The sequence below is a fragment of the Acidovorax sp. ST3 genome, assembly GCF_003231145.1.
In the GTDB taxonomy this organism is placed as follows: domain Bacteria; phylum Pseudomonadota; class Gammaproteobacteria; order Burkholderiales; family Burkholderiaceae_C; genus Acidovorax.
The window spans coordinates 244,889-263,309 of sequence record NZ_QKVP01000007.1 but is presented as its reverse complement, the minus strand read 5'-3'; the positions used below and the strand labels follow the sequence as shown (position 1 = coordinate 263,309).

General features: G+C 60.4%; 20 protein-coding genes. 4 read left to right on the top strand and 16 right to left on the bottom strand.

Annotated elements, in window-relative coordinates:
- The first annotated feature begins 342 nt into the window (after positions 1-342).
- Both ribD and DNK89_RS22480 read left to right on the top strand, forming a co-directional pair.
- Positions 343-1,440, top strand: coding sequence for a bifunctional diaminohydroxyphosphoribosylaminopyrimidine deaminase/5-amino-6-(5-phosphoribosylamino)uracil reductase RibD (ribD, locus tag DNK89_RS22485; protein ID WP_110961887.1), 1,098 nt, complete (start codon positions 343-345; stop codon positions 1,438-1,440).
- A gap of 125 nt (positions 1,441-1,565) precedes the next feature.
- Positions 1,566-3,467, top strand: coding sequence for an ATP-binding cassette domain-containing protein (locus tag DNK89_RS22480; RefSeq protein WP_110961886.1), 1,902 nt, complete (start codon positions 1,566-1,568; stop codon positions 3,465-3,467).
- Positions 3,468-3,544: 77 nt separating this feature from the next.
- Here DNK89_RS22480 and DNK89_RS22475 read toward each other — a convergent pair whose 3' ends face one another.
- From DNK89_RS22475 to DNK89_RS22445, 7 genes are all read right to left on the bottom strand, one after another.
- Complete coding sequence (locus tag DNK89_RS22475) at positions 3,545-4,651, bottom strand: chemotaxis response regulator protein-glutamate methylesterase (protein WP_110961885.1); 1,107 nt, start codon at positions 4,649-4,651, stop codon at positions 3,545-3,547.
- A 15-nt stretch (positions 4,652-4,666) separates the two neighbouring features.
- Positions 4,667-5,416, bottom strand: coding sequence for a chemoreceptor glutamine deamidase CheD (gene cheD, locus DNK89_RS22470; protein WP_015015792.1), 750 nt, complete (start codon positions 5,414-5,416; stop codon positions 4,667-4,669).
- 30 nt (positions 5,417-5,446) lie between these two features.
- The gene (locus DNK89_RS22465) at positions 5,447-6,352 is read right to left on the bottom strand and encodes a CheR family methyltransferase (protein ID WP_110961884.1); all 906 of its coding nucleotides are present in this window, start codon (positions 6,350-6,352) and stop codon (positions 5,447-5,449) included.
- 98 nt (positions 6,353-6,450) lie between these two features.
- Positions 6,451-6,939, bottom strand: coding sequence for a chemotaxis protein CheW (locus tag DNK89_RS22460; RefSeq protein WP_015015794.1), 489 nt, complete (start codon positions 6,937-6,939; stop codon positions 6,451-6,453).
- Positions 6,940-6,994: 55 nt separating this feature from the next.
- Positions 6,995-9,139, bottom strand: a complete 2,145-nt coding sequence (locus tag DNK89_RS22455) for a chemotaxis protein CheA (protein WP_110961883.1) — start codon at positions 9,137-9,139, stop codon at positions 6,995-6,997.
- A 40-nt stretch (positions 9,140-9,179) separates the two neighbouring features.
- Positions 9,180-9,542 carry a response regulator gene (locus DNK89_RS22450; RefSeq protein WP_015015796.1) on the bottom strand — a complete coding sequence of 121 codons (363 nt, stop codon included), beginning with the start codon at positions 9,540-9,542 and terminating at the stop codon, positions 9,180-9,182.
- A gap of 49 nt (positions 9,543-9,591) precedes the next feature.
- Complete coding sequence (locus tag DNK89_RS22445) at positions 9,592-10,038, bottom strand: hypothetical protein (protein ID WP_056065760.1); 447 nt, start codon at positions 10,036-10,038, stop codon at positions 9,592-9,594.
- A 188-nt stretch (positions 10,039-10,226) separates the two neighbouring features.
- On the opposite strand from DNK89_RS22445, the gene DNK89_RS22440 reads away from it, so the two are divergent.
- Complete coding sequence (locus tag DNK89_RS22440; protein WP_110961882.1) at positions 10,227-11,336, top strand: ATP-binding protein; 1,110 nt, start codon at positions 10,227-10,229, stop codon at positions 11,334-11,336.
- Positions 11,333-11,962 (top strand): response regulator transcription factor, encoded by a 630-nt coding sequence (locus DNK89_RS22435; RefSeq protein WP_015015799.1) that lies wholly within the window; start codon positions 11,333-11,335, stop codon positions 11,960-11,962. The genes DNK89_RS22440 and DNK89_RS22435 overlap by 4 nt, the downstream gene beginning before the upstream one ends.
- Before the next feature lie 9 nt (positions 11,963-11,971).
- On the opposite strand, the gene fliR is transcribed toward DNK89_RS22435, so the two are convergent.
- The 9 genes from fliR to DNK89_RS22390 form a co-directional block, all read right to left on the bottom strand.
- Positions 11,972-12,742: a flagellar biosynthetic protein FliR gene (gene fliR, locus DNK89_RS22430; RefSeq protein ID WP_110961881.1), complete on the bottom strand. Its 771-nt coding sequence runs from the start codon at positions 12,740-12,742 to the stop codon at positions 11,972-11,974.
- A 126-nt stretch (positions 12,743-12,868) separates the two neighbouring features.
- Positions 12,869-13,138, bottom strand: a complete 270-nt coding sequence (gene fliQ, locus DNK89_RS22425; RefSeq protein ID WP_015015801.1) for a flagellar biosynthesis protein FliQ — start codon at positions 13,136-13,138, stop codon at positions 12,869-12,871.
- Between the two features lie 11 nt (positions 13,139-13,149).
- Positions 13,150-13,854, bottom strand: coding sequence for a flagellar type III secretion system pore protein FliP (gene fliP / locus DNK89_RS22420; protein WP_110961880.1), 705 nt, complete (start codon positions 13,852-13,854; stop codon positions 13,150-13,152).
- Between the two features lie 70 nt (positions 13,855-13,924).
- Positions 13,925-14,290, bottom strand: coding sequence for a flagellar biosynthetic protein FliO (locus DNK89_RS22415; protein WP_110961879.1), 366 nt, complete (start codon positions 14,288-14,290; stop codon positions 13,925-13,927).
- Positions 14,291-14,297: 7 nt separating this feature from the next.
- Positions 14,298-14,738, bottom strand: a complete 441-nt coding sequence (gene fliN, locus DNK89_RS22410; protein WP_110961878.1) for a flagellar motor switch protein FliN — start codon at positions 14,736-14,738, stop codon at positions 14,298-14,300.
- Positions 14,728-15,732, bottom strand: a complete 1,005-nt coding sequence (gene fliM / locus DNK89_RS22405) for a flagellar motor switch protein FliM (protein WP_015015805.1) — start codon at positions 15,730-15,732, stop codon at positions 14,728-14,730. Before fliM ends, fliN begins: the two co-directional genes overlap by 11 nt.
- Positions 15,733-15,754: 22 nt before the next feature.
- Positions 15,755-16,348, bottom strand: a complete 594-nt coding sequence (gene fliL, locus DNK89_RS22400; RefSeq protein WP_110961877.1) for a flagellar basal body-associated protein FliL — start codon at positions 16,346-16,348, stop codon at positions 15,755-15,757.
- Between the two features lie 178 nt (positions 16,349-16,526).
- Positions 16,527-17,969 (bottom strand): flagellar hook-length control protein FliK, encoded by a 1,443-nt coding sequence (locus DNK89_RS24845; RefSeq protein ID WP_238990900.1) that lies wholly within the window; start codon positions 17,967-17,969, stop codon positions 16,527-16,529.
- A gap of 2 nt (positions 17,970-17,971) precedes the next feature.
- On the bottom strand, positions 17,972-18,421 hold the full coding sequence (locus DNK89_RS22390; RefSeq protein ID WP_110961876.1) for a flagellar export protein FliJ: 450 nt from the start codon (positions 18,419-18,421) through the stop codon (positions 17,972-17,974).

Genomic DNA, 18,421 nt, shown 5'->3' with positions numbered 1-18,421 from the left:
CAAACTTTCTTCGCAAACCTTCCGAGCCATCTGCAGCAGCACCGAAGCACCAGCACAACCCACCCACAGAACCTGACCGCTTTTGCAGTCAGGCCTCAGCAGCGAAGCCCTCGACTATAGCACGCCTCGCACCACAGAGCAGGGAAAATCCGCAAATCGCACCAAAAAGTCAGCGTAGCCCACAAACTCATCAACCAGCAACAGACTCCACCGCGTCTTTTTACCAAGGCGGCGTTCTTTCGGCGGGCGATCCCAGGCGCTGCATCAGTCGCCGCCTACCGAACGTCGCGTAAGCTGCTCTAGCTACAACCCATGCGAGCCGCTATTTCATCGACACCCACCATGACGGATTACACAAAGGCGGCACTAGAGCTCGCCCATGAAGCTCTCTACAGGACATCCCCCAACCCGCGCGTGGGTTGCGTACTCGTCGGCGAGGACGGCGCCATCATCGGCCAAGGGTCCACCCAACGCGCCGGGGGGCCTCATGCCGAGGTGATGGCGCTGCGGGACGCAGAGCAACGAGGCCACTCTCCTCAAGGCGCCACAGCTTACGTCACGCTAGAACCTTGCTCACACCACGGGCGCACAGGTCCTTGCTGCGATGCGCTCATTCAGGCGGATGTCGCCAAGGTCGTCGCATCGATTGCCGACCCTAACCCCGCAGTGGCAGGCAACGGGTTCGCCCGCCTGCGTGCTGCGGGGGTAGCTGTAGAGGTGGGTCCAGGAGCGGAAGCATCCCGAGAGCTGAACCTGGGTTTTTTCAGCCGGATGATTCGAAAGACGCCTTGGGTACGCATGAAGGCGGCCGCCTCGCTCGACGGAGTGACCGCCTTGCACAATGGAGCGAGCCAATGGATCACCGGCCCCGCTGCCCGAGCCGATGGACATGCCTGGCGCGCAAGGGCCTGCGCGGTACTGACGGGCATCGGCACCGTACTCGCCGACAACCCGCGACTGGATGTTCGGGATGTTCCTACCGAGCGACAACCTGCCCTTGTGCTGGTCGACAGCGCATTGGCGGTCCCCCTGGACGCCTTGCTTTTTGGGGCAAGCCGGCGGACCTATATCTATACAGCGGTTGCCAACGAAGAGAGGCGCAGCGCGCTGGAAGCCTTGGGCGCGACTGTGATGACCATGCCGAACAAAGCCGGCAAGGTGGATTTGCCCGCGATGCTGAAAGACCTGGGACGCCGGGAGATCAATGAACTGCACGTGGAGGCGGGATACAAGCTCAATGGCTCATTGCTACGCGAAGGGTTGATTGATGAGTTACTGGTCTATCTGGCACCCAAGCTGATGGGGGAAGGCATGGGATTAGCTCAGATGTCTCCTCTGACGTCACTGGCCGAGGCACATGCCCTCAGCTTCCATTCGGTGGAGCGGATCGGGGACGACTTGCGCATCCTTGCTCGCCTGCAGGGGCGCGACCGCTTCTAACGAAAGCTCCACCCAGTTTTTGATTTCAGAACTGGCCTGGTATTGCAGTCCAAACCGTCCAGTGATTAAGCCGTCACAGCCTGGTGTGCCTCCCCGCTGAGGCGCGGCACGGATAATCCGGCCCTATGGCACTTATCACCTTACTGGACGCCCAACTCGCATTTGGGCATGTTGCACTGCTGGATCACGCCGGCTTTTCCCTGGAGACCGCTGAGCGGGTCGGACTGATTGGCCGCAATGGCGCAGGGAAGTCTTCCCTTCTCAAAATACTGGGAGGGCTTGCCAAACCGGACGATGGCTCGCTGCAAGTTCAACAGGGGGTACGCATTGCCTTCGTCGCACAAGAGCCAACGCTGGACCCAAGTGCCACCATTTTCAAAGCAGCCTCTGAAGGGCTGCAGCGCGTGATTGCCATACGCGATCAATATCTATCTGGAGCGGATGGCCTGGATCTGGACGCTTTGCAATCAGAGATCGAGGCCTACGATGCCTGGAACTGGGAGCAGCGCGTAGAAGAGACCCTGCAGAGACTGCACCTAGACCCTGAAGCCGTGGTGGGCACACTATCTGGCGGCACCAAAAAGCGCGTGGCGCTGGCACAGGCGTTGGTGGCACGCCCTGACGTGTTGCTGCTGGACGAGCCCACCAACCACCTGGATCTGGATTCCATCGAGTGGCTGGAAGACCTGTTGCTGGATTTCCCGGGCAGCGTCGTGACCATCACCCACGACCGGTCGTTCCTTGACCGTGTAGCCACCCGCATCGTGGAGCTGGACCGCGGTCAGCTGCGCTCCTACCCGGGTAACTTTGCCCAGTACCAGATCCAGAAAGAGGAGCAATTGGCGCAGGAGGCGGTGATCGCCGCCAAGGCCGACAAGCTGCTGGCACAAGAAGAAGTGTGGATTCGGCGCGGTGTGGAAGCGCGCCGTACCCGCAGCCAGAGCCGCATCAGCCGCCTGGAGCAGTTGCGCGCCCGACGGGAGGCCCGCCGCGAAGTCGTGGGCAGTGTCCGCATGGATGTCGCGACCGGTAGTTCCAACGGGTACCAGGGCAAGATCGTGGCAGAACTGCAAGGGGTGAGCAAAGCCTTTGGGGACAAAACCATCGTCCACAACTTTTCCGGGACGATCCTGCGCGGAGACAAGGTAGGCCTGATCGGCCCAAACGGCGCGGGCAAAACCACACTGCTCAAGATGATCCTGGGCGAGCTGCAGGCCGACAAAGGCACTATCCGGCAAGGAGCCAACCTGCAGGTCGCTTATTTTGACCAGATGCGCCATGCCGTGAACCTCGACGCCACGCTGGAGGACTTCATCAGCCCGGGCAGCGAATGGATCGAGATCGGCAACCAGCGCAAGCACGTCAAGAGCTATCTGAGCGACTTTCTGTTCTCCCCAGCGCGCGCCCACTCGCCGGTGCGATCACTGTCCGGCGGGGAACGCAACCGTCTGCTGCTCGCTCGGCTGTTCGCCCGGCCTGCCAATGTGCTGGTGCTGGATGAACCCACGAACGATCTGGACATCGACACCCTGGACCTGCTGGAAGAACTGCTCGCCAACTACGAAGGCACGGTGTTCTTGGTCAGCCATGACCGCACCTTCCTGGACAACGTGGTGACCAGCACCCTCGCCTTTGAAGGCAACGGCCTGTGGCGCGAGTACGAAGGCGGCGTGCAAGACTGGCTGCTGCAATCCAAGCGCAGCCGGACACTTCAAACCGGTACCGCGGCGCCTGCCAAACCGTCCACTCCGGAAATTTCAGACAAAAACCCACTGGAGTGCACATCGAATAAGCCTGCGCAGCTATCAAAAAAGAAGCTTAGCTACAAGGAGCAGCGCGAACTGGAGCAACTGCCCGACTTGATCAGTGCGCTGGAGGCTGAGCAGAAAACCCTCCATGACGCACTGGCCGACGGGTCACTCTTTGGCACGGATCCGGCGCGTGCAGCCGCCATGACCAGCCGCGCTGCCGCCATCGACGAAGAGCTGATGACGGCGCTGGAGCGCTGGACAGCACTCTCTGAATAGTGACGACTCTGCCCCTCCAACACTAGGTAACAGGGGGCAGACATTGCACAGCCCCCGCCAAAAGCGGGCAATAGTCCTCAGATGCGATGGTGCAAACGGTCCGTTGTTCCGCGCAACCGGGCGATCAAGGCCGGAGCGATCTGCCCCAGCGGCAAAACCTCATCGGCAGCGCCATGGGCAATAGCCTCGCGCGGCATGCCAAACACGATGCAGGTTGCTTCGTCTTGCACGTAGTTGTAGCTGCCCGCATCTTTCATCTCCCGCATGGCCACCGCGCCGTCATTGCCCATGCCCGTGAGCATGATGCCAAACGCGTTGCGTCCCACCACTGCCGCAGCGGACTTGAAGAGCACCTCGACCGAGGGCTTGTGGCGATTGACCGGCGGGCCATCGTCCACCACCGCCACATAGTTGGCGCCACTGCGGGCCACATGGAACTGGGTGCCTCCCGGCGCGATGTAGGCGTGGCCCGGCAGAATGCGCTCGCCATTCACCGCCTCCTTGACGGTGATCTGACACAACCCGTTCAAACGGGCCGCAAAACTGGTGGTGAACCCGGGGGGCATGTGTTGGGTGATGACGATCGCGGGTGAATCCGCAGGCATCTGGACGAGCACCTCCTTGATGGCCTCCGTGCCGCCGGTGGATGCGCCGATGCAGATGAGCTTTTCGGTGGAAAGGCGCCCCAGCAGACCCGCAGCCGGTGCGGCATGAGCGACTGCTGCGCTTCCCGCCGAACCTGCTGCTGGGGCAACATCACGCGCCGGGGCGCGGCGCACCTGCGCCACGGCAGCAACGCGGATCTTGTCCACAATCTGCGCCGCCAAATCATTGAGCCCGCTGGCGAGCCCCACGCGCGGTTTGGCCACAAAGTCCACAGCGCCCAACTCCAGCGCTTTCATGGTGACCTCCGCGCCACGCTCAGTGAGTGTGGAGATCATCACCACCGGCGTGGGCCGCAGGCGCATGAGTCGCCCCAGAAAATCGATGCCATCCATGCGCGGCATCTCGACATCCAGGGTGATGACATCCGGATCCAGTTCGCGAATCATCTCGCGCGCCACCAGGGGGTCATTGGCGGTGCCAATGCACTCCATGTCCCGCTGGCGATTGATGATCTCTGACAGCAGACTACGGACCAGCGCCGAATCGTCCACCACGATCACCCGGATTTTCCTGCTCATTCACTCCAACCTTTATCAAAACAGATCCACAGAACCACCCGATGTGGTCTTGGCCACGGTGGCCGCATTGCCTCGGACTTCCTGGGCCACGAGTGCTTCGGGATGGGCATGTGCCAGCCGCTTCACCATCGCCTTGCCGGTCACCGGAAAGAAAACCACCTTGCGCGGGTAGATGTCCAGCACGTCCTCGGAAACGATGGGAATGCGCTCGGTGTGCAGATAGTTCAACACAAAATTCGTATTGCGCTCACCCACGTTCATGGTGGTGAAGTTGTGCATCACCTGGGCACCGCCAAAGATCTTGGCCTGCATGGTCTCGCGGCGGGCCCCCAGCTTGAGCATTTCGTTGATCAACAACTCCATCGCATAGGAGCCATAACGCCCCGATGCATCCGCCAGGTCGCCGTCTGGCAGCATGAAATGGTTCATCCCTCCCACGCGCGCGCGACTGTCCCAGAGGCAGGCGGCGATGCAGGAACCAAGCACGGTCATGATGACCATGTTCTCATCCGACACGAAGTACTCGCCCGGAAGCACTTTCACAGCGTTGTGCTGGAAGTGGTGATCGAGATAGAAAAACGAGGCCTCTCCCGGCTTGCGGCTGCGGGCCTTGAGTTCCTGTAGCGACGACTCCCTTGCGGGCCCATTGCCTGACGCGTAGATGTCCGCGCTCAGCGGCGCGATGCGCGGAGCGCGGCGCCTTTCAGCCGTACCGGGCACCGCTGGAGCACTGGAAAGGGATGAACCTGTGGGAATGTTGGTCATGGGTGCAATGTGCAGGACAACATGGACAGGTCAGCGGCGCTCGTACACCGTCTTGCCACGCAGGGTGAACAGATCTTTGGACTCGCTGAAGTTCTCCGCGTGCCCCACAAACAGCATGCCACCCGGCTTGAGCACGCGGTGGATTCTTTCGAGCACGCGCCGCTGCGTGGGTGAATCAAAGTAAATCATCACGTTACGGCAGAACACCACGTCAAAAGGCTCCTTGAACGGCCAATCGTCGCGGATGAGGTTCACACTCATGAAGTCGATGGCGCGCCGCAACTCCGGCTTGGCGCGGACCATGCCCGCGTTGCCGCCTTTGCCTTTGAGAAAGAATTTCTGCAGACGCTCCGGACTCAAACCCTTGACGCTGTCGAGCCGGTATACGCCCTGCGCCGCAGTGGCCAGCACACGCGAATCAATATCACTGGCTGTCAACTTGAAAGAGGGGTTGGCACCCAGCGCCTCCAACGCAGTGATCACGATGGAATACGGCTCTTCGCCCGTGGAGGCTGCGTTGCACCAGACCCGCCAGTTGGCGGATGGCTTGGAGCGCAGATGCGACGCAAAAATCTCGAAATGATGCTGCTCGCGAAAGAATGCCGTGAGGTTGGTGGTCAGCGCATTCACGAACTCCTGCCACTCTGGCCCGTCGTGGGTCTCCAGCCAGCTCAGGTAGTCATGAAAGCTGGTGTGCCCCGTATCGCGCAGCCGCCGCGACAGGCGGCTGTAGACCATTGCGTGCTTGCCATCGTGCAAGCTGATGCCAGCGCGCTGATAGATCAGCGCCTGCACACGGGCAAAGTCTGCATTGGTCCAGACAAATTCACGCCCCTGGGCCAAAGGGCCAGAGGGCGCCGCCCCTGCGGCATATGCAGGATCTACCCTGGCTGGGCCTGACCGGACTGACGCCGAAGCACTGGTGGTTTGGGCCATATTGATCGTCCGAGGGGAAGTCCTGTTCGCTCCAAAAGGTCTGCAAGCCTTGCTCACAGCCTAAGGTACGCCTGCGCCACCACTGGCACTGCGGCGCCTTACTCGTTGGCTGTGACCAGACCCATGTCCACGCTGGACATGAGCTTTTCAATATCCAGCAAGATCAGCATGCGCTCGCCCACGGACCCCAGGCCCAGGATGCAGCTATTGTCGATCGCGCTCTCGATATCGGGGGCCGACCGGATGCTCTCTGGCGTCAACTCCATCACATCGCTCACCGAGTCCACCACAATGCCCACCACACGGTTGCGCAGGTTGAGGATGATGACCACAGTGAAACTGTTGTAGTCCGCCTGCGCACAGTTGAACTTGATGCGCATGTCCACGATGGGAACAATCGTGCCGCGCAAATTGACCACGCCCTTGATGAAGTCTGGCGCGTTCGCAATGCGGGTGGGAGGTTCGTAGCCCCGGATTTCCTGCACCTTCAGGATGTCGATGCCGTACTCTTCCTGGTCGAGGCGGAACGTCAGATATTCACGAGCACCCGTTGGTGCAGCGTCTGCAGTTTTACCGATCACACTCATGGTGCATTCTCCTTTCATGGCGGCGCAGCGCCCCCGGGGGCGCCCGCACCTGTATCTAGTGGCGCGCCCGACGCACCAAGCCACCCGTGTCCAAAATCAAGGCCACGGTGCCGTCACCCAAAATGGTGGCGCCCGACACATTGGGCACCTTGCGATAGTTCGACTCCAGGTTCTTGACGACGACCTGGTGCTGGCCCAGCAACTCATCCACCAGCAAGGCCACACGGCTGCCGTCCGCCTCAACCACCACCATGATGTTGCTGGATTTGTTGAGGTCAAAGCGCGGAACCTGGAAGATCTTCTCCAGCGCGATGACAGGCATGTATTCGTCGCGCACCTTGACCAGCTGCGAGCCTTGCGCCACTGTGCTGACATCGTCCGCATTGACCTGGAACGATTCCACCACCGACGACAGGGGAAGGATGTACACCTCTTCGCCCACGCCCACCGACATGCCATCCATGATGGCAAGCGTCAGCGGGAGGCGCACGGACACCTTCATGCCGTAGCCCTCTGCCGAATCAATCTCCACCGAGCCATTGAGCGCTGCAATATTGCGTTTGACCACGTCCATGCCGACACCACGACCGGACACATCCGTCACCTCGTCGGCCGTGGAAAAGCCTGGAGCAAAAATCAGCTGCCAGACGTCGGCGTCGCTCATCTGATCAGACACCTCGATGCCGCGCTCCTGGGCCTTGCTGAGAATCTTCTCGCGCGACAGGCCACGGCCATCGTCACGCACCTCGATCACGATCGACCCTCCTTGGTGTGACGCCGACAAGGTGATGGTGCCGTGCTCGGATTTGCCCTTGGCAAGACGATCGGCCGGCATTTCGATGCCGTGATCACAGCTGTTGCGCACCAGGTGGGTCAGCGGGTCGGTGATCTTTTCGACCAGGCCCTTGTCCAATTCGGTGGCTTCACCCAGGGTCACCAATTCCACCTTCTTGCCCAGCTTGTTCGCCAGATCGCGCAGCATGCGTGGAAAGCGGCTGAAAACGATGGACATTGGAATCATGCGGATCGACATCACCGACTCTTGCAAGTCGCGTGTGTTGCGATCCAGATCGGCCAGCCCGGCCAGTAATTGCTGATAGGCCCCAGCATCGAGGCCCCGGCTGTTCTGCGCCAGCATGGCCTGCGTGATCACCAGTTCACCCACCAGGTTGATCAGTTGATCGACCTTCTTCACATCTACGCGGATGGTGGTGGACTCCATCTGCGCCTGCATCGCCACCTTGGGCTCGGCGCTCGCTTTGGGAGCAGCTTTGGGAGCTTGTGCGACAGGCGCGTGAGCAGCCGCTGCAGCCTCACCGTGGGGTGCGCCGGGCGCGCCATTGAAGAATCCGTAAGGCGCTTCGCCCCCGGAGGTATCTACGGCAACCACCGGCTCGTCGTCTGCCTCTGCGGCGGCAGCCTCGCCAAAGGCGGCTGCGTCACGAATCAGTACCTGCTCTTTGGCAACATGGAACGCAAACAGGTCCAGCAAATCGTCGTTGGTGGACGTAGTTTCGACCGCAAAGACCCGTGTATTCGCTTGGCTGCCGGGAACATCGCGGATTGCGCCCAAACCAGGGATATCTCTGAACAACTCTTTGATCGCATCGGCCTGCTCGGGGCGGTCCAGTGGACCGATCTGGATTTCCAGCTGCCGCGCCTGCCCTGGCACAGCAGGTGCAGAAGCCTTGGGTGCGGGAGCCGGGGCGACCGCGACAGGCGCGGGCGCAGGAGGAGGCGGAGGGGCAGCCACAGGCGCGGCGTCGTCGGGGACCAAACCCGCAGCCAGATCACTGATGCGACGCACCAAGGAGGTGGTGGAAACCGCCTCACCCTGCCCACCCGCCTGATGCCGTGCCAGCAGGCTGCGCGAAGCATCCGCAGATTCCAGCAAAACATCCACCATCTGAGGGATGGGTTGCAATTCATGACGGCGCAGACGATCGAGCAGAGACTCCATCTGATGGGTCAGTTCGGCCACATCCGAGAATCCGAAAGTGGCGGAGCCGCCTTTGATCGAGTGAGCGCAGCGGAAGATGCCGTTGAGCTCTTCGTCGTTGGCACTGCTCAGGTCCAGATTCAGGAGCATCTGCTCCATCTGATCGAGGTTCTCACCCGCTTCCTCGAAAAAGATCTGATAGAACTGGCTGAGGTCGAAGTCAGCGCCTGCACCTGATCCTTCTTGGTAGGTTTCCGCCATGGTGGGCTCCTGTGTACTAAATGATCTGAGTCAACCCGGCTCAGCGGATCACTTTCTGGATGACTTCGATCAGGCGATTCGGATCAAAAGGTTTCACCAGCCATCCGGTGGCGCCCGCCGTGCGGCCCGCCTGCTTCATCTGATCGCTCGACTCTGTCGTCAGGATCAGGATGGGAATGGTCTTGAATTTAGGGTGCTCGCGCAATTTGCGGGTCAACCCGATGCCATCCAGGCGCGGCATGTTCTGGTCAGCCAGCACCAAGTCGATGTTGTGCGTCTCAGCCTTTTCGAGGGCATCTTGCCCATCCACTGCCTCCACGACGTGGTAGCCGGCACCAGTCAGTGTGAACGACACCATTTTGCGCATGGAAGGTGAATCATCAACGGCAAGGATCGATTGCATGTATGGCTCCAACTGACTTGAATATATAAGGTAACCAGTGATGTGAACGTCAGAACAGGTCCACCGAACCTGCATCCATCTCGCTTTGGGTGACAGGGTTCGGCCTGTCGGGCGCCATCTCCGCAAAGGGCGCGGCATCTTCACCTTCTTCGTGCCCCATGGCTTCCGAGGCCAGGCGGAAGGCACAGCCTTGTAACACCTTGGTGGTGTGCCATATCAGCTGGGAGGCCATGTCCTGGAACTGCAGTTCGGTCACCGCACTGCGCAGCGCTGTCCGCGCAGCCACGAGCTCAGGCGAATCGGCCACCACGGCATCTGTCAACATGGCATTTGCCTCACCAAACCGCTCCAGCAGATTGTCGGTGGCATGGTTCAGCAAGCCTTCCAGGCGGTGCAAGTCATGCATCACGACCAGCAAGGAGTCCTGCAGCTCTGCCGCCACCATGACGGGAACCTGGACAGCAGGTCCTCCAGGCGTTGTTAGCGTAGATTGCATCGTTTCTCCATCGCAGCACGTAGCAGCAAAACACGCAAATACACAGGACTACGATAAATGCATCAGTAACCTGCCAAGGCCTCCGTGCAAACCGGAGCATCCGCGACCATTGGACGCTGACGCCCCAACCCTCCCAACCGGACAAACACCCTTGTTTGTTCCAATTTGTATCCTATGATAGCGCTCCTATGGGCCTTGCAGCATCAGACCAGACCCTTGAAATCCTGCATCTTGAAGATTCACCGGCCGATCACGAATTGGCGGCACGTGCTTTGCGTCGGTCCGGGCTTCAATGCCACCTCCAGCGGGTGGACACCCTCTCAGAATTCCAAAGACTGACGGATACCCTTCACTTTGACATCATCCTGGCAGATTACCGTCTGCCCGGCTTCACCGCATTGGATGCGTGGGCCCATGTGGCGCAAAAACCGCAGCATCCGCCTTTTGTACTGCTTTCGGGAGCCATCGGCGAACCTGCTGCGGTGGACGCAATGCGGCTCGGGGTAGCGGACTATGTGCTCAAAGACGATATTCAGCGCCTATCCCACGTCATTGGCCGGACTCTGGAGGTGCACCAAGCTCGCAACGCACGCGAGCAAGCCATTGCCGAACTGGCAAGGTCACAGCGCCGCCTGGCCGAACTGGCCGAGCACTTGCAGACGTCCATCGAACAAGAGCGCGCCGCCATCGCCCGCGAGATCCACGACGACATTGGTGGTGCATTGGCCGCCGTGCGCTTTGACATGGCATGGATTGGGCGCCACAGCACCGACCCGGTCATGCAAGAACATGCCACATCGGCGGCAGACATGTTGCAACACGCCATTGGTGCCAGCCAGCGCATCATGATGAACCTGCGCCCGCCCATCCTGGAACAAGGGCTGGTGGCGGCTGTCCAGTGGCTGGCTTCGGGCTTTGAGCGCAGGACCGGTATCCCTACGCGATTGCAGAGCAGCAGCGACACCATCGACACCCCGCCCGAGATTCAGCTGGTGGCTTATCGCACGGCCCAAGAGGCATTGACCAATGTCACCAAACACGCACAGCCCAGCAAAGTAGACATTGAGCTGTCTGACAAGGAAGGCGTTCTGACCCTGGAAGTCGCGGACAACGGCCGTGGCATGGATGCCACAGTTCGCGACAAACCCAAGGCCTTCGGTCTCAAGGGCCTCCAGGAGCGCGCACGTACCGTCGGGGGTTGGCTGGATATCAGCAGTCGCCCGGGTCAGGGCACGTCGGTCATCCTCTCCGTCCCGCTACCATCTCCAGATACACCCGCATCAGGAGACGCTCAGTGATTCATGTCGTCTTGTGCGACGACCATGCCGTTTTGCGGCGTGGCATTCGCGACACGCTTGCCGAAGCACCGGACATTCAGGTGACCGGCGAAGCAGGCGGGTACTCCGAGCTGCGGGAAGTTCTGCGCACAGCCGCCTGCGATGTTCTGCTGCTGGACCTGAACATGCCTGGCCGCAGTGGGCTGGAAGTATTGGCCAGCCTGCGCGAAACCCATTCCACCATCAAAGTGCTGGTGGTGTCGATGTACCCCGAGGATCAATACGCATTGCGCTGCCTCAAGGCAGGCGCCCAAGGCTACGCCAACAAGGCTGGCGACCCGGTGGAGCTGATTGCGGCTGTACGCACGGTGATGCAAGGGCGCAAGTACCTCACCGCCGAAGTGGCCCAGATGCTGGCCGACAGCCTGGCCCAGCCCACGCCCGAGGCTCCCCACGCGGCACTGTCAGAACGCGAATTGCAGACCCTGGTCAAGATTGCCTCCGGTCGGCGCTTGTCGGACATTGCCGAAGAATTGATGCTGAGCCCCAAAACGGTGAGCGTGTACCGATCACGGGTTCTCGAAAAATTGAAGCTCTCGAACAACGCGGAACTGACGGTCTACGCAATCCGTAACCAGCTGGTGTAGCTGGATTGACTACCTGTCAGCAGAAAACAGATCCACAGCTTGTTGCATCAACGCCAATACCGGTTGCTCAAGCATCGGCAGTGTTGCTGCAATACCCAGCATCCCCACCGTGAGCGTGACGGGGAAGCCCACTGCGTAGATATTCATTTGCGGCGCTACGCGCGAAATGATGCCCATGGTCAGGTTGACGAACAGTAGCAGCGCGATCATGGGCATGGCAATCCAGAGAGCGCTGGAAAACAGAGAAGCGCCCAGTTCATGCAAGCGCATCTGCCCGAGCGCCTGTAAAAAATTGCCATCCACAGGAAAGCGGTCAAAACTCTTGACCACGGCCATGAGGATCAACAGGTGGCCATTGATGACAATAAACAGCAGCATGGACATATGACCAAAAAAACGCGCCACAGCACTGATCTGTCCATTGGAGGTAGGGTCAAAGAATGAAGCGAAGTTGAGCCCCATCTGCAGCCCAATGATTTCCCCAGCCAGTTCGACCGCCGTGAACACGAGGCGGACCGAAAAGCCAATCGCTAGCCCCACGGCCACCTGCTGCGCCACCGTGCCCAGCGCCTCACGACCGTTCACGCTGATGACAGGCTGCTCACCCAGAACACCTTGCGCGCAGAGCGCCACCAAGAACGCCAAGCCAATCTTCACCCGCATGGGGACGACGCGCATGGAGAACACCGGCGCCACAGAGAACAACGCGAGCACGCGTAAAAAGGGCCACAGGATGGGAGACAGCCACGCCATGATCTGCCCTTCGGAGAAGGTAATCACGCTCCTCCTCCCATGATTTGGCTACGGCGCTTTGCAGACCCGGTTGCCTCCGCCCTACACGTCGAACTCAGACCCAAGCCGTCCGCCGTCATCCACAGACAAGCTGGTGCCCCAGTTGCCATGGCGCTATCCGATCATGGACGGGATCGATTCGATCGTCCTGCGAATGAAGTCCACCAGGGTACTGAGCATCCAGGGCCCCGCAATGGCAAACACCACCATCGCCGCAATCAGCTTCGGCACAAAGGCCAGCGTTGCCTCATGGATCTGCGTGACCGCCTGAAAAATACTGACCAGCAAGCCCACCGCCATGACCACGCCCAGCACAGGCATGGAAATCATCAGCAGCAAGGTGAGGGCATCGCGCCCAATCGTCAGCACCATTTGTGAAGTCATGGCGAAATCCCTCAGGTGACAAAGCTGGCGGCCAACGAGCCAATCAGCAGATTCCAGCCATCCGCCAGAACAAACAGCATGAGCTTGAACGGCAATGCCACCAGCACCGGCGACAACATCATCATGCCCAGTGACATAAGGATGCTGGACACCACCATGTCGATGACGAGAAACGGGATGAAGATCATGAAACCGATCTGAAATGCCGACTTGAGCTCACTGGTCACAAAGGCCGGCACCAACACACGAATAGGCGCAGTCTCTGCCGTCACCTTTGGGTCCAGGCGCGCGAGCCTGGAAAACAGCGCAAAGTCCGATTGCCGCGTCTGCTTGAGCATGAAGCTGCGCATGGGCGCCTCCGCCCTGTCCAACGCCTGCTCAAAGCTGATGGTGTTGTTGGTGTAGGGAACGTAGGCGTCCTGGTACACACGATCAAGCGTCGGCCCCATCACAAAAAAGGTGAGGAACAGTGACAAGCCAATGATGACCTGATTGGGCGGTGCCGACTGCGTTCCCAAGGCCTGGCGCAGCAGGGACAACACAATCACGATCCGGGTAAAACCCGTCATCATCAGCAATACGGCCGGCAAAAAAGACAGTGCCGTAAAAAACAGCAGGGTCTGGATGGGCACCGAGTAACTTGTTCCAGAAGGCCCATTACCGACCACCAGCGGCAACGCGCCGGCATTTTGAGCCCACACGGAGCTTTGCGCCATCAAGCCCACCGCAGCGACTGCCCATGGACCTAGCCGCCGAGCTTCGCGCCCTATCTGTATAGTGACCTGCTCAGACATGGGCGGACTTCCCTACGTCAGCAGACGCAACTCGCATCTCCTTAGCAAACGAGGGGCTTTCCGGCAGTGACACTCCCCTCGCGTCCTCGGCCGCCTTGCCAGCCATGGGCAGCACATGAAGGCAGCTGACCTGCTGTGCAGTCACCCCCAGGATCAGCCAGGTTCGCGCGTTTTCAGGCCCCACCTCCACCGTCACGACCCGCTGCTGGGGTCCGACGGCCACCGCGGATACCACGCGTGATGCCCCTCCGGCCGCCAGCGCTCCCGAGGACTGGCGTTGCTGAAGCCGGCGCACCGCCCAGGGAAGCAAAGCCATGGCCCCCACAAACAGCACTACGACCAACAGCGTCTGGGTCATGCTCCCACTATCCACGGCTCACCCGACGCAAACGTTCCGAAGGTGTGACCACATCAGTCAGGCGGATACCGAATTTGTCGTTGACCACCACCACTTCGCCTTGGGCGATGAGGTAGCCATTGACCAGCACGTCCATGGGCTCCCCAGCCAGCGCATCCAGTTCTACCACCGAGCCTTGCGCCAGTTGGAGGATGTACTTGATAGGCACCTTGGTGCGCCCTAGTTCCACAGACAGCTGGACAGGGATGTCCAGCACCATGTTGATGTCGTTGACCGTGTCGCCACCCGTGGCGCCGGAAAACGGCCGTACAGGCTCGCCAGACAGCGGACCACCTTGCTCTGCATCGGCAGGCTTTTCATCCGTGCGCTTCTGCTCTTCCAGCGCCTCGGCCCAACCCGCAAACGGGTCGTCCGCACCAGCATCCTTGTTGTCTTCTTCAGTTGCCATTTTTCTCTCCCAGCCAGCTCATGTCCGACGTACGCAGGCACTCTTCAATGCGGATGGCGTACTTGGAATTGTGGGTTCCATACTGGCATTCAAAAATTGGAACCCCTCCGATGGACGCACGGATGCGGGGCTCACGATCCAGCTCGATGAAGTCACCAGGCTTCATCGCAAGCAATTGCTCTACGGTGGCATCGGCCTTGGCCAGCTCCGCCACCAACGTGACCTCTGCAGACTGGATTTCGCGCTTGAGCACGTTCACCCAGCGACGATCCACCTCGATGGAATCACCCTGTGTGGACGAATACAGCACATCGCGGATCGGCTCCAGCGTGGCATAAGGCATGCAGACATGGATCGCACCAGAGAGATCTCCGATTTCCAGCTGGAACGCCGTGGACACCACAATTTCGCTGGGTGTAGCGATGTTGGCAAACTGGGGCTGCATTTCCGAGCGCTGGTACTCCAGCTCCAGCGGGTAGATGCCCTGCCATGCCTTCTTGTACTCAGCACAAATCACATCAACCAGCCGGTTGATGACCCGTTGTTCCGTGGGGGAAAAATCACGCCCCTCGATCCGGGTCTGGAACTTGCCGACACCCCCATACAGCGTGTCGATGATGCCGAACACCAGCGATGGCTCACACACGATGAGCCCGCTGCCACGCAGGGGGCGGATGGCCACGATGTTGAAATTGGTAGGGACCGCCAGCTCGCGCAGAAACGCGCTGTAGCGCTGAACGGACACGGTGCCCACCGATATTTCCGGGCTGCGCCGGATGAAGTTGAACAGGCCGATGCGGAAGTTGCGCGCAAACCGCTCGTTGACGATTTCCATCGTCGGCATGCGGCCCCGAACGATGCGCTCCTGGCTGGAAATATCGTAGTTGCGGACGGCCCCTGCCTCCGCCACTTCCTCCACGGACTTCTGGCTCTCGCCGGTGACCCCTTCCAGAAGGGCATCGACCTCTTCCTGCGAAAGAAATGAATCACTCATGGCTGGTCCTTAACCCGTGGGCTCATTGGATGATGAAACTCGAAAAGAGCACCCTGCGCACAGGATTGCGCTCGGCACGCTTGCGAGCTGCGGGGCGCTCCTCGGCATCTCCGTCCTGTTCAGCAGCCGCTGCCGCCTTGGCACGCTCGCGCTCCGACGGAACGGAGTAGCCCAAAGGTCGAGAGACCTCACGCAATATATCGTTTGCCAGCTTCTCTTTGCCCTCGCGCTGTAGCAGCTCCGAGGAAGTGCGCTGGGACACCAGCATCAAAATGCCGCTGCGAATCGAAGGCAGGTACTGCTTGACCTGCTCTGCAGTTTTGGCGTCATCCACCTCCAAGGTGATGCCAATCTGCGCAAAACGATCCCCCCCGGGGTCCGCCAGATTGACCACCATGTTTTCCATGGGCAGGAAGGTGGGTGCGACTTTGGGCGACTCCTTGTGCGCTGCAGGTGCTCCACCGCCCTCTTCGTCCTCAGCGGCGTGGGACCGGCTGGAGATGAACCATGCGGCCGCCCCCCCTCCAATCACCAGCACAGCCACCACCACACCGATGATGATCAACAGCATCTTCTTGCTCTTGGCGGGTGCTGCTGCGGGAGTATTGGCTGACACGATGGAATTCCTTGCGGTATGGAGCAGGTGCTACGGGCACTATCAATGTGCGAGCATGACCGGGTAGCCCATTATTGGTCGGGGGTGTAACCAATAATAGCCAGAATAAAAGCCCAAAACCATGGCTTTCACCGAGCTCATCGCCTGTGCGAATGGCGAAGGGGTCTGCTCCCGCAAATCAAACGAAGATGTCCACCGCGCGGTCCAAAGCCCCACCACCACGTGCCAGAGAGGTGGCACCTGCTGGAACAGCAGACACCACCTGCGCCTGACGCCCTCCTTCGCGGGGACGCTGCTGCCCCGTCTCACCACCACCTTCACTGCCATGTGCCGAAGTGCCCACCGACATGCCAGACAGTACCAAACCCTCGCTGCGCAACAGATCACTCAGCTGCGCCATGCTTTGGTCCAGCAGTTCCCGCGTCTGTTGCTGATCGCTGCGGAACGACACATGCGCTTCGTTGCCCGACAGGGACACCGACACCTCCACGGGGTGGCCATCTCGCTGCAGCGTCAACTCGGCGTTTTGCGTCTTCTGGTTAACCCAGTAGGCCACCTGCTCGGCCACCTGCTCCTCCGCCCCCAAAGCATTAAGGTCAGCCAACGCTGTGGCATCGGCGAAGCTACCAGCGTCCGAAGGTGATGGCCCTGACACGCCTTCAGACCAGGCGCTGGCAGTTCCTGCGCCCTCTCCGTTTCCATGAGAACGCGCGCCGGCTGGCGACTCCGCTGCCTGAGCAGATCCAACCATCGCAACCACGCTGTCGGCGAGCGGTGCTGCCACCTCCATGCCGACGACAGAACTTGACTGAGCAACACCCGAACGTTCCATCGTGGCTCCAGCAGGTACACCCATCAAAGCCCGCTCTCCGGTGGAGGCCAAGAGTGCAGAAGACGATCCATGCACCGCATTAGCCCGCCCGATCGCTTCCCTCGATGCGACTGCTCCTGAGGAGACCTCCGCTGCCCCCATACCACTGACTCGTTGAGCGTTAGCAGCCTGCATGCGCGAGAAAGCACGTCCGAACCCACCCAACGAGCCTTGGGAAGGTTGCTCCTTCAGGTCTGCAGACGTATCCAATTTCGCAGTCTCTGCAACCAAACCTTGGGGAATCCCACCCAGCAACAGATCATTGAGCGCATTGCCCGGGGAAACTGCAAGTCCTTGAGTCCCGTTGAGCGCATTGCCCGGAGAAACCGTCAGTCCTTGAGTGCAGGACTGCGATACCGCAGCGATGCTCCCCGAGAACGAGTTAGCAGAGTTAGCAGAGTTAGCAGCTTGAGGCGCCACCAACGCAGACTGTCCATAGACCGCACCAGGTTCGGTCTGGTTTTGCGTGGGATCAAGCAGTCCTTGCCATGCTGCCGCGGCCGCCGCGCCAGCAGCCGCCGATGAGACGACATCCACGCTATTTTCCGAAGAAGACAAGGGAGCGTCACCCGAGCCTTCACCAAGCGTATTGCCATCCACCCCGTCCCCCAACGCCGCCAGCAGCGCCAAAAAGCCACCGACCGCTGCGAGATCGCCAGCCTCCGCGGTTGCGGGATGAGACGACGATTTCGTGCGGGCGGCGTGGGCGGGCTGGGTGCCCTGCGAGGAAGCTACTTTGGTCGGTTCCATGTTCAATTCTCCTGGCCCGCATTGCGATACTGCAACGCGGCGCGCTCGTCGGTTTGTTTCTGATCCCTGCGCTGCTGCTGCAGAGCAAAGTCGTTGCGCCTCTTCTCCACCACCTTGCGCAGGCTGGCCAAGCGAAGCTCGGCATCCAGCAGCGCTCGCTGCGCGGCTTGCACCCGAGCGGATTGGTCACCCACCACGCCGTTCTGAATGCTGGCCGCATGGCCCAGCCTGTTCATGAACTGGTAGTGGTGGTACATCACTTCGGGCTGCATGGCCGTATCGGCCTTCATGCCCCAGCGTGACTCAGTCTCGCGGGCGTAATCTTCCAGCTGATCGAGCTGGGCACGCGCCGCCTGCTCGGCAGCCAGCGTGTCCTGCAAAACCTTGCGGGCATCGTCCCGTTTGCGGGAAGCCACTTCGACCGCGACGGAGAGGGCGTTGAGACTGGACAT

Coding starts and splice junctions, on each gene's coding strand:
- ribD (WP_110961887.1), top strand. CDS start 343: ATGACGGATTACACAAAGGCGGCACTAGAGCTCGCCCATGAAGCTCTC.
- DNK89_RS22480 (WP_110961886.1), top strand. CDS start 1,566: ATGGCACTTATCACCTTACTGGACGCCCAACTCGCATTTGGGCATGTT.
- DNK89_RS22475 (WP_110961885.1), bottom strand. CDS start 4,651: ATGAGCAGGAAAATCCGGGTGATCGTGGTGGACGATTCGGCGCTGGTC.
- cheD (WP_015015792.1), bottom strand. CDS start 5,416: ATGACCAACATTCCCACAGGTTCATCCCTTTCCAGTGCTCCAGCGGTG.
- DNK89_RS22465 (WP_110961884.1), bottom strand. CDS start 6,352: ATGGCCCAAACCACCAGTGCTTCGGCGTCAGTCCGGTCAGGCCCAGCC.
- DNK89_RS22460 (WP_015015794.1), bottom strand. CDS start 6,939: ATGAGTGTGATCGGTAAAACTGCAGACGCTGCACCAACGGGTGCTCGT.
- DNK89_RS22455 (WP_110961883.1), bottom strand. CDS start 9,139: ATGGCGGAAACCTACCAAGAAGGATCAGGTGCAGGCGCTGACTTCGAC.
- DNK89_RS22450 (WP_015015796.1), bottom strand. CDS start 9,542: ATGCAATCGATCCTTGCCGTTGATGATTCACCTTCCATGCGCAAAATG.
- DNK89_RS22445 (WP_056065760.1), bottom strand. CDS start 10,038: ATGCAATCTACGCTAACAACGCCTGGAGGACCTGCTGTCCAGGTTCCC.
- DNK89_RS22440 (WP_110961882.1), top strand. CDS start 10,227: ATGGGCCTTGCAGCATCAGACCAGACCCTTGAAATCCTGCATCTTGAA.
- fliQ (WP_015015801.1), bottom strand. CDS start 13,138: ATGACTTCACAAATGGTGCTGACGATTGGGCGCGATGCCCTCACCTTG.
- fliP (WP_110961880.1), bottom strand. CDS start 13,854: ATGGCGCAAAGCTCCGTGTGGGCTCAAAATGCCGGCGCGTTGCCGCTG.
- DNK89_RS22415 (WP_110961879.1), bottom strand. CDS start 14,290: ATGACCCAGACGCTGTTGGTCGTAGTGCTGTTTGTGGGGGCCATGGCT.
- fliN (WP_110961878.1), bottom strand. CDS start 14,738: ATGGCAACTGAAGAAGACAACAAGGATGCTGGTGCGGACGACCCGTTT.
- fliM (WP_015015805.1), bottom strand. CDS start 15,732: ATGAGTGATTCATTTCTTTCGCAGGAAGAGGTCGATGCCCTTCTGGAA.
- DNK89_RS24845 (WP_238990900.1), bottom strand. CDS start 17,969: ATGGAACCGACCAAAGTAGCTTCCTCGCAGGGCACCCAGCCCGCCCAC.
- DNK89_RS22390 (WP_110961876.1), bottom strand. CDS start 18,421: ATGTCCAGTCTCAACGCCCTCTCCGTCGCGGTCGAAGTGGCTTCCCGC.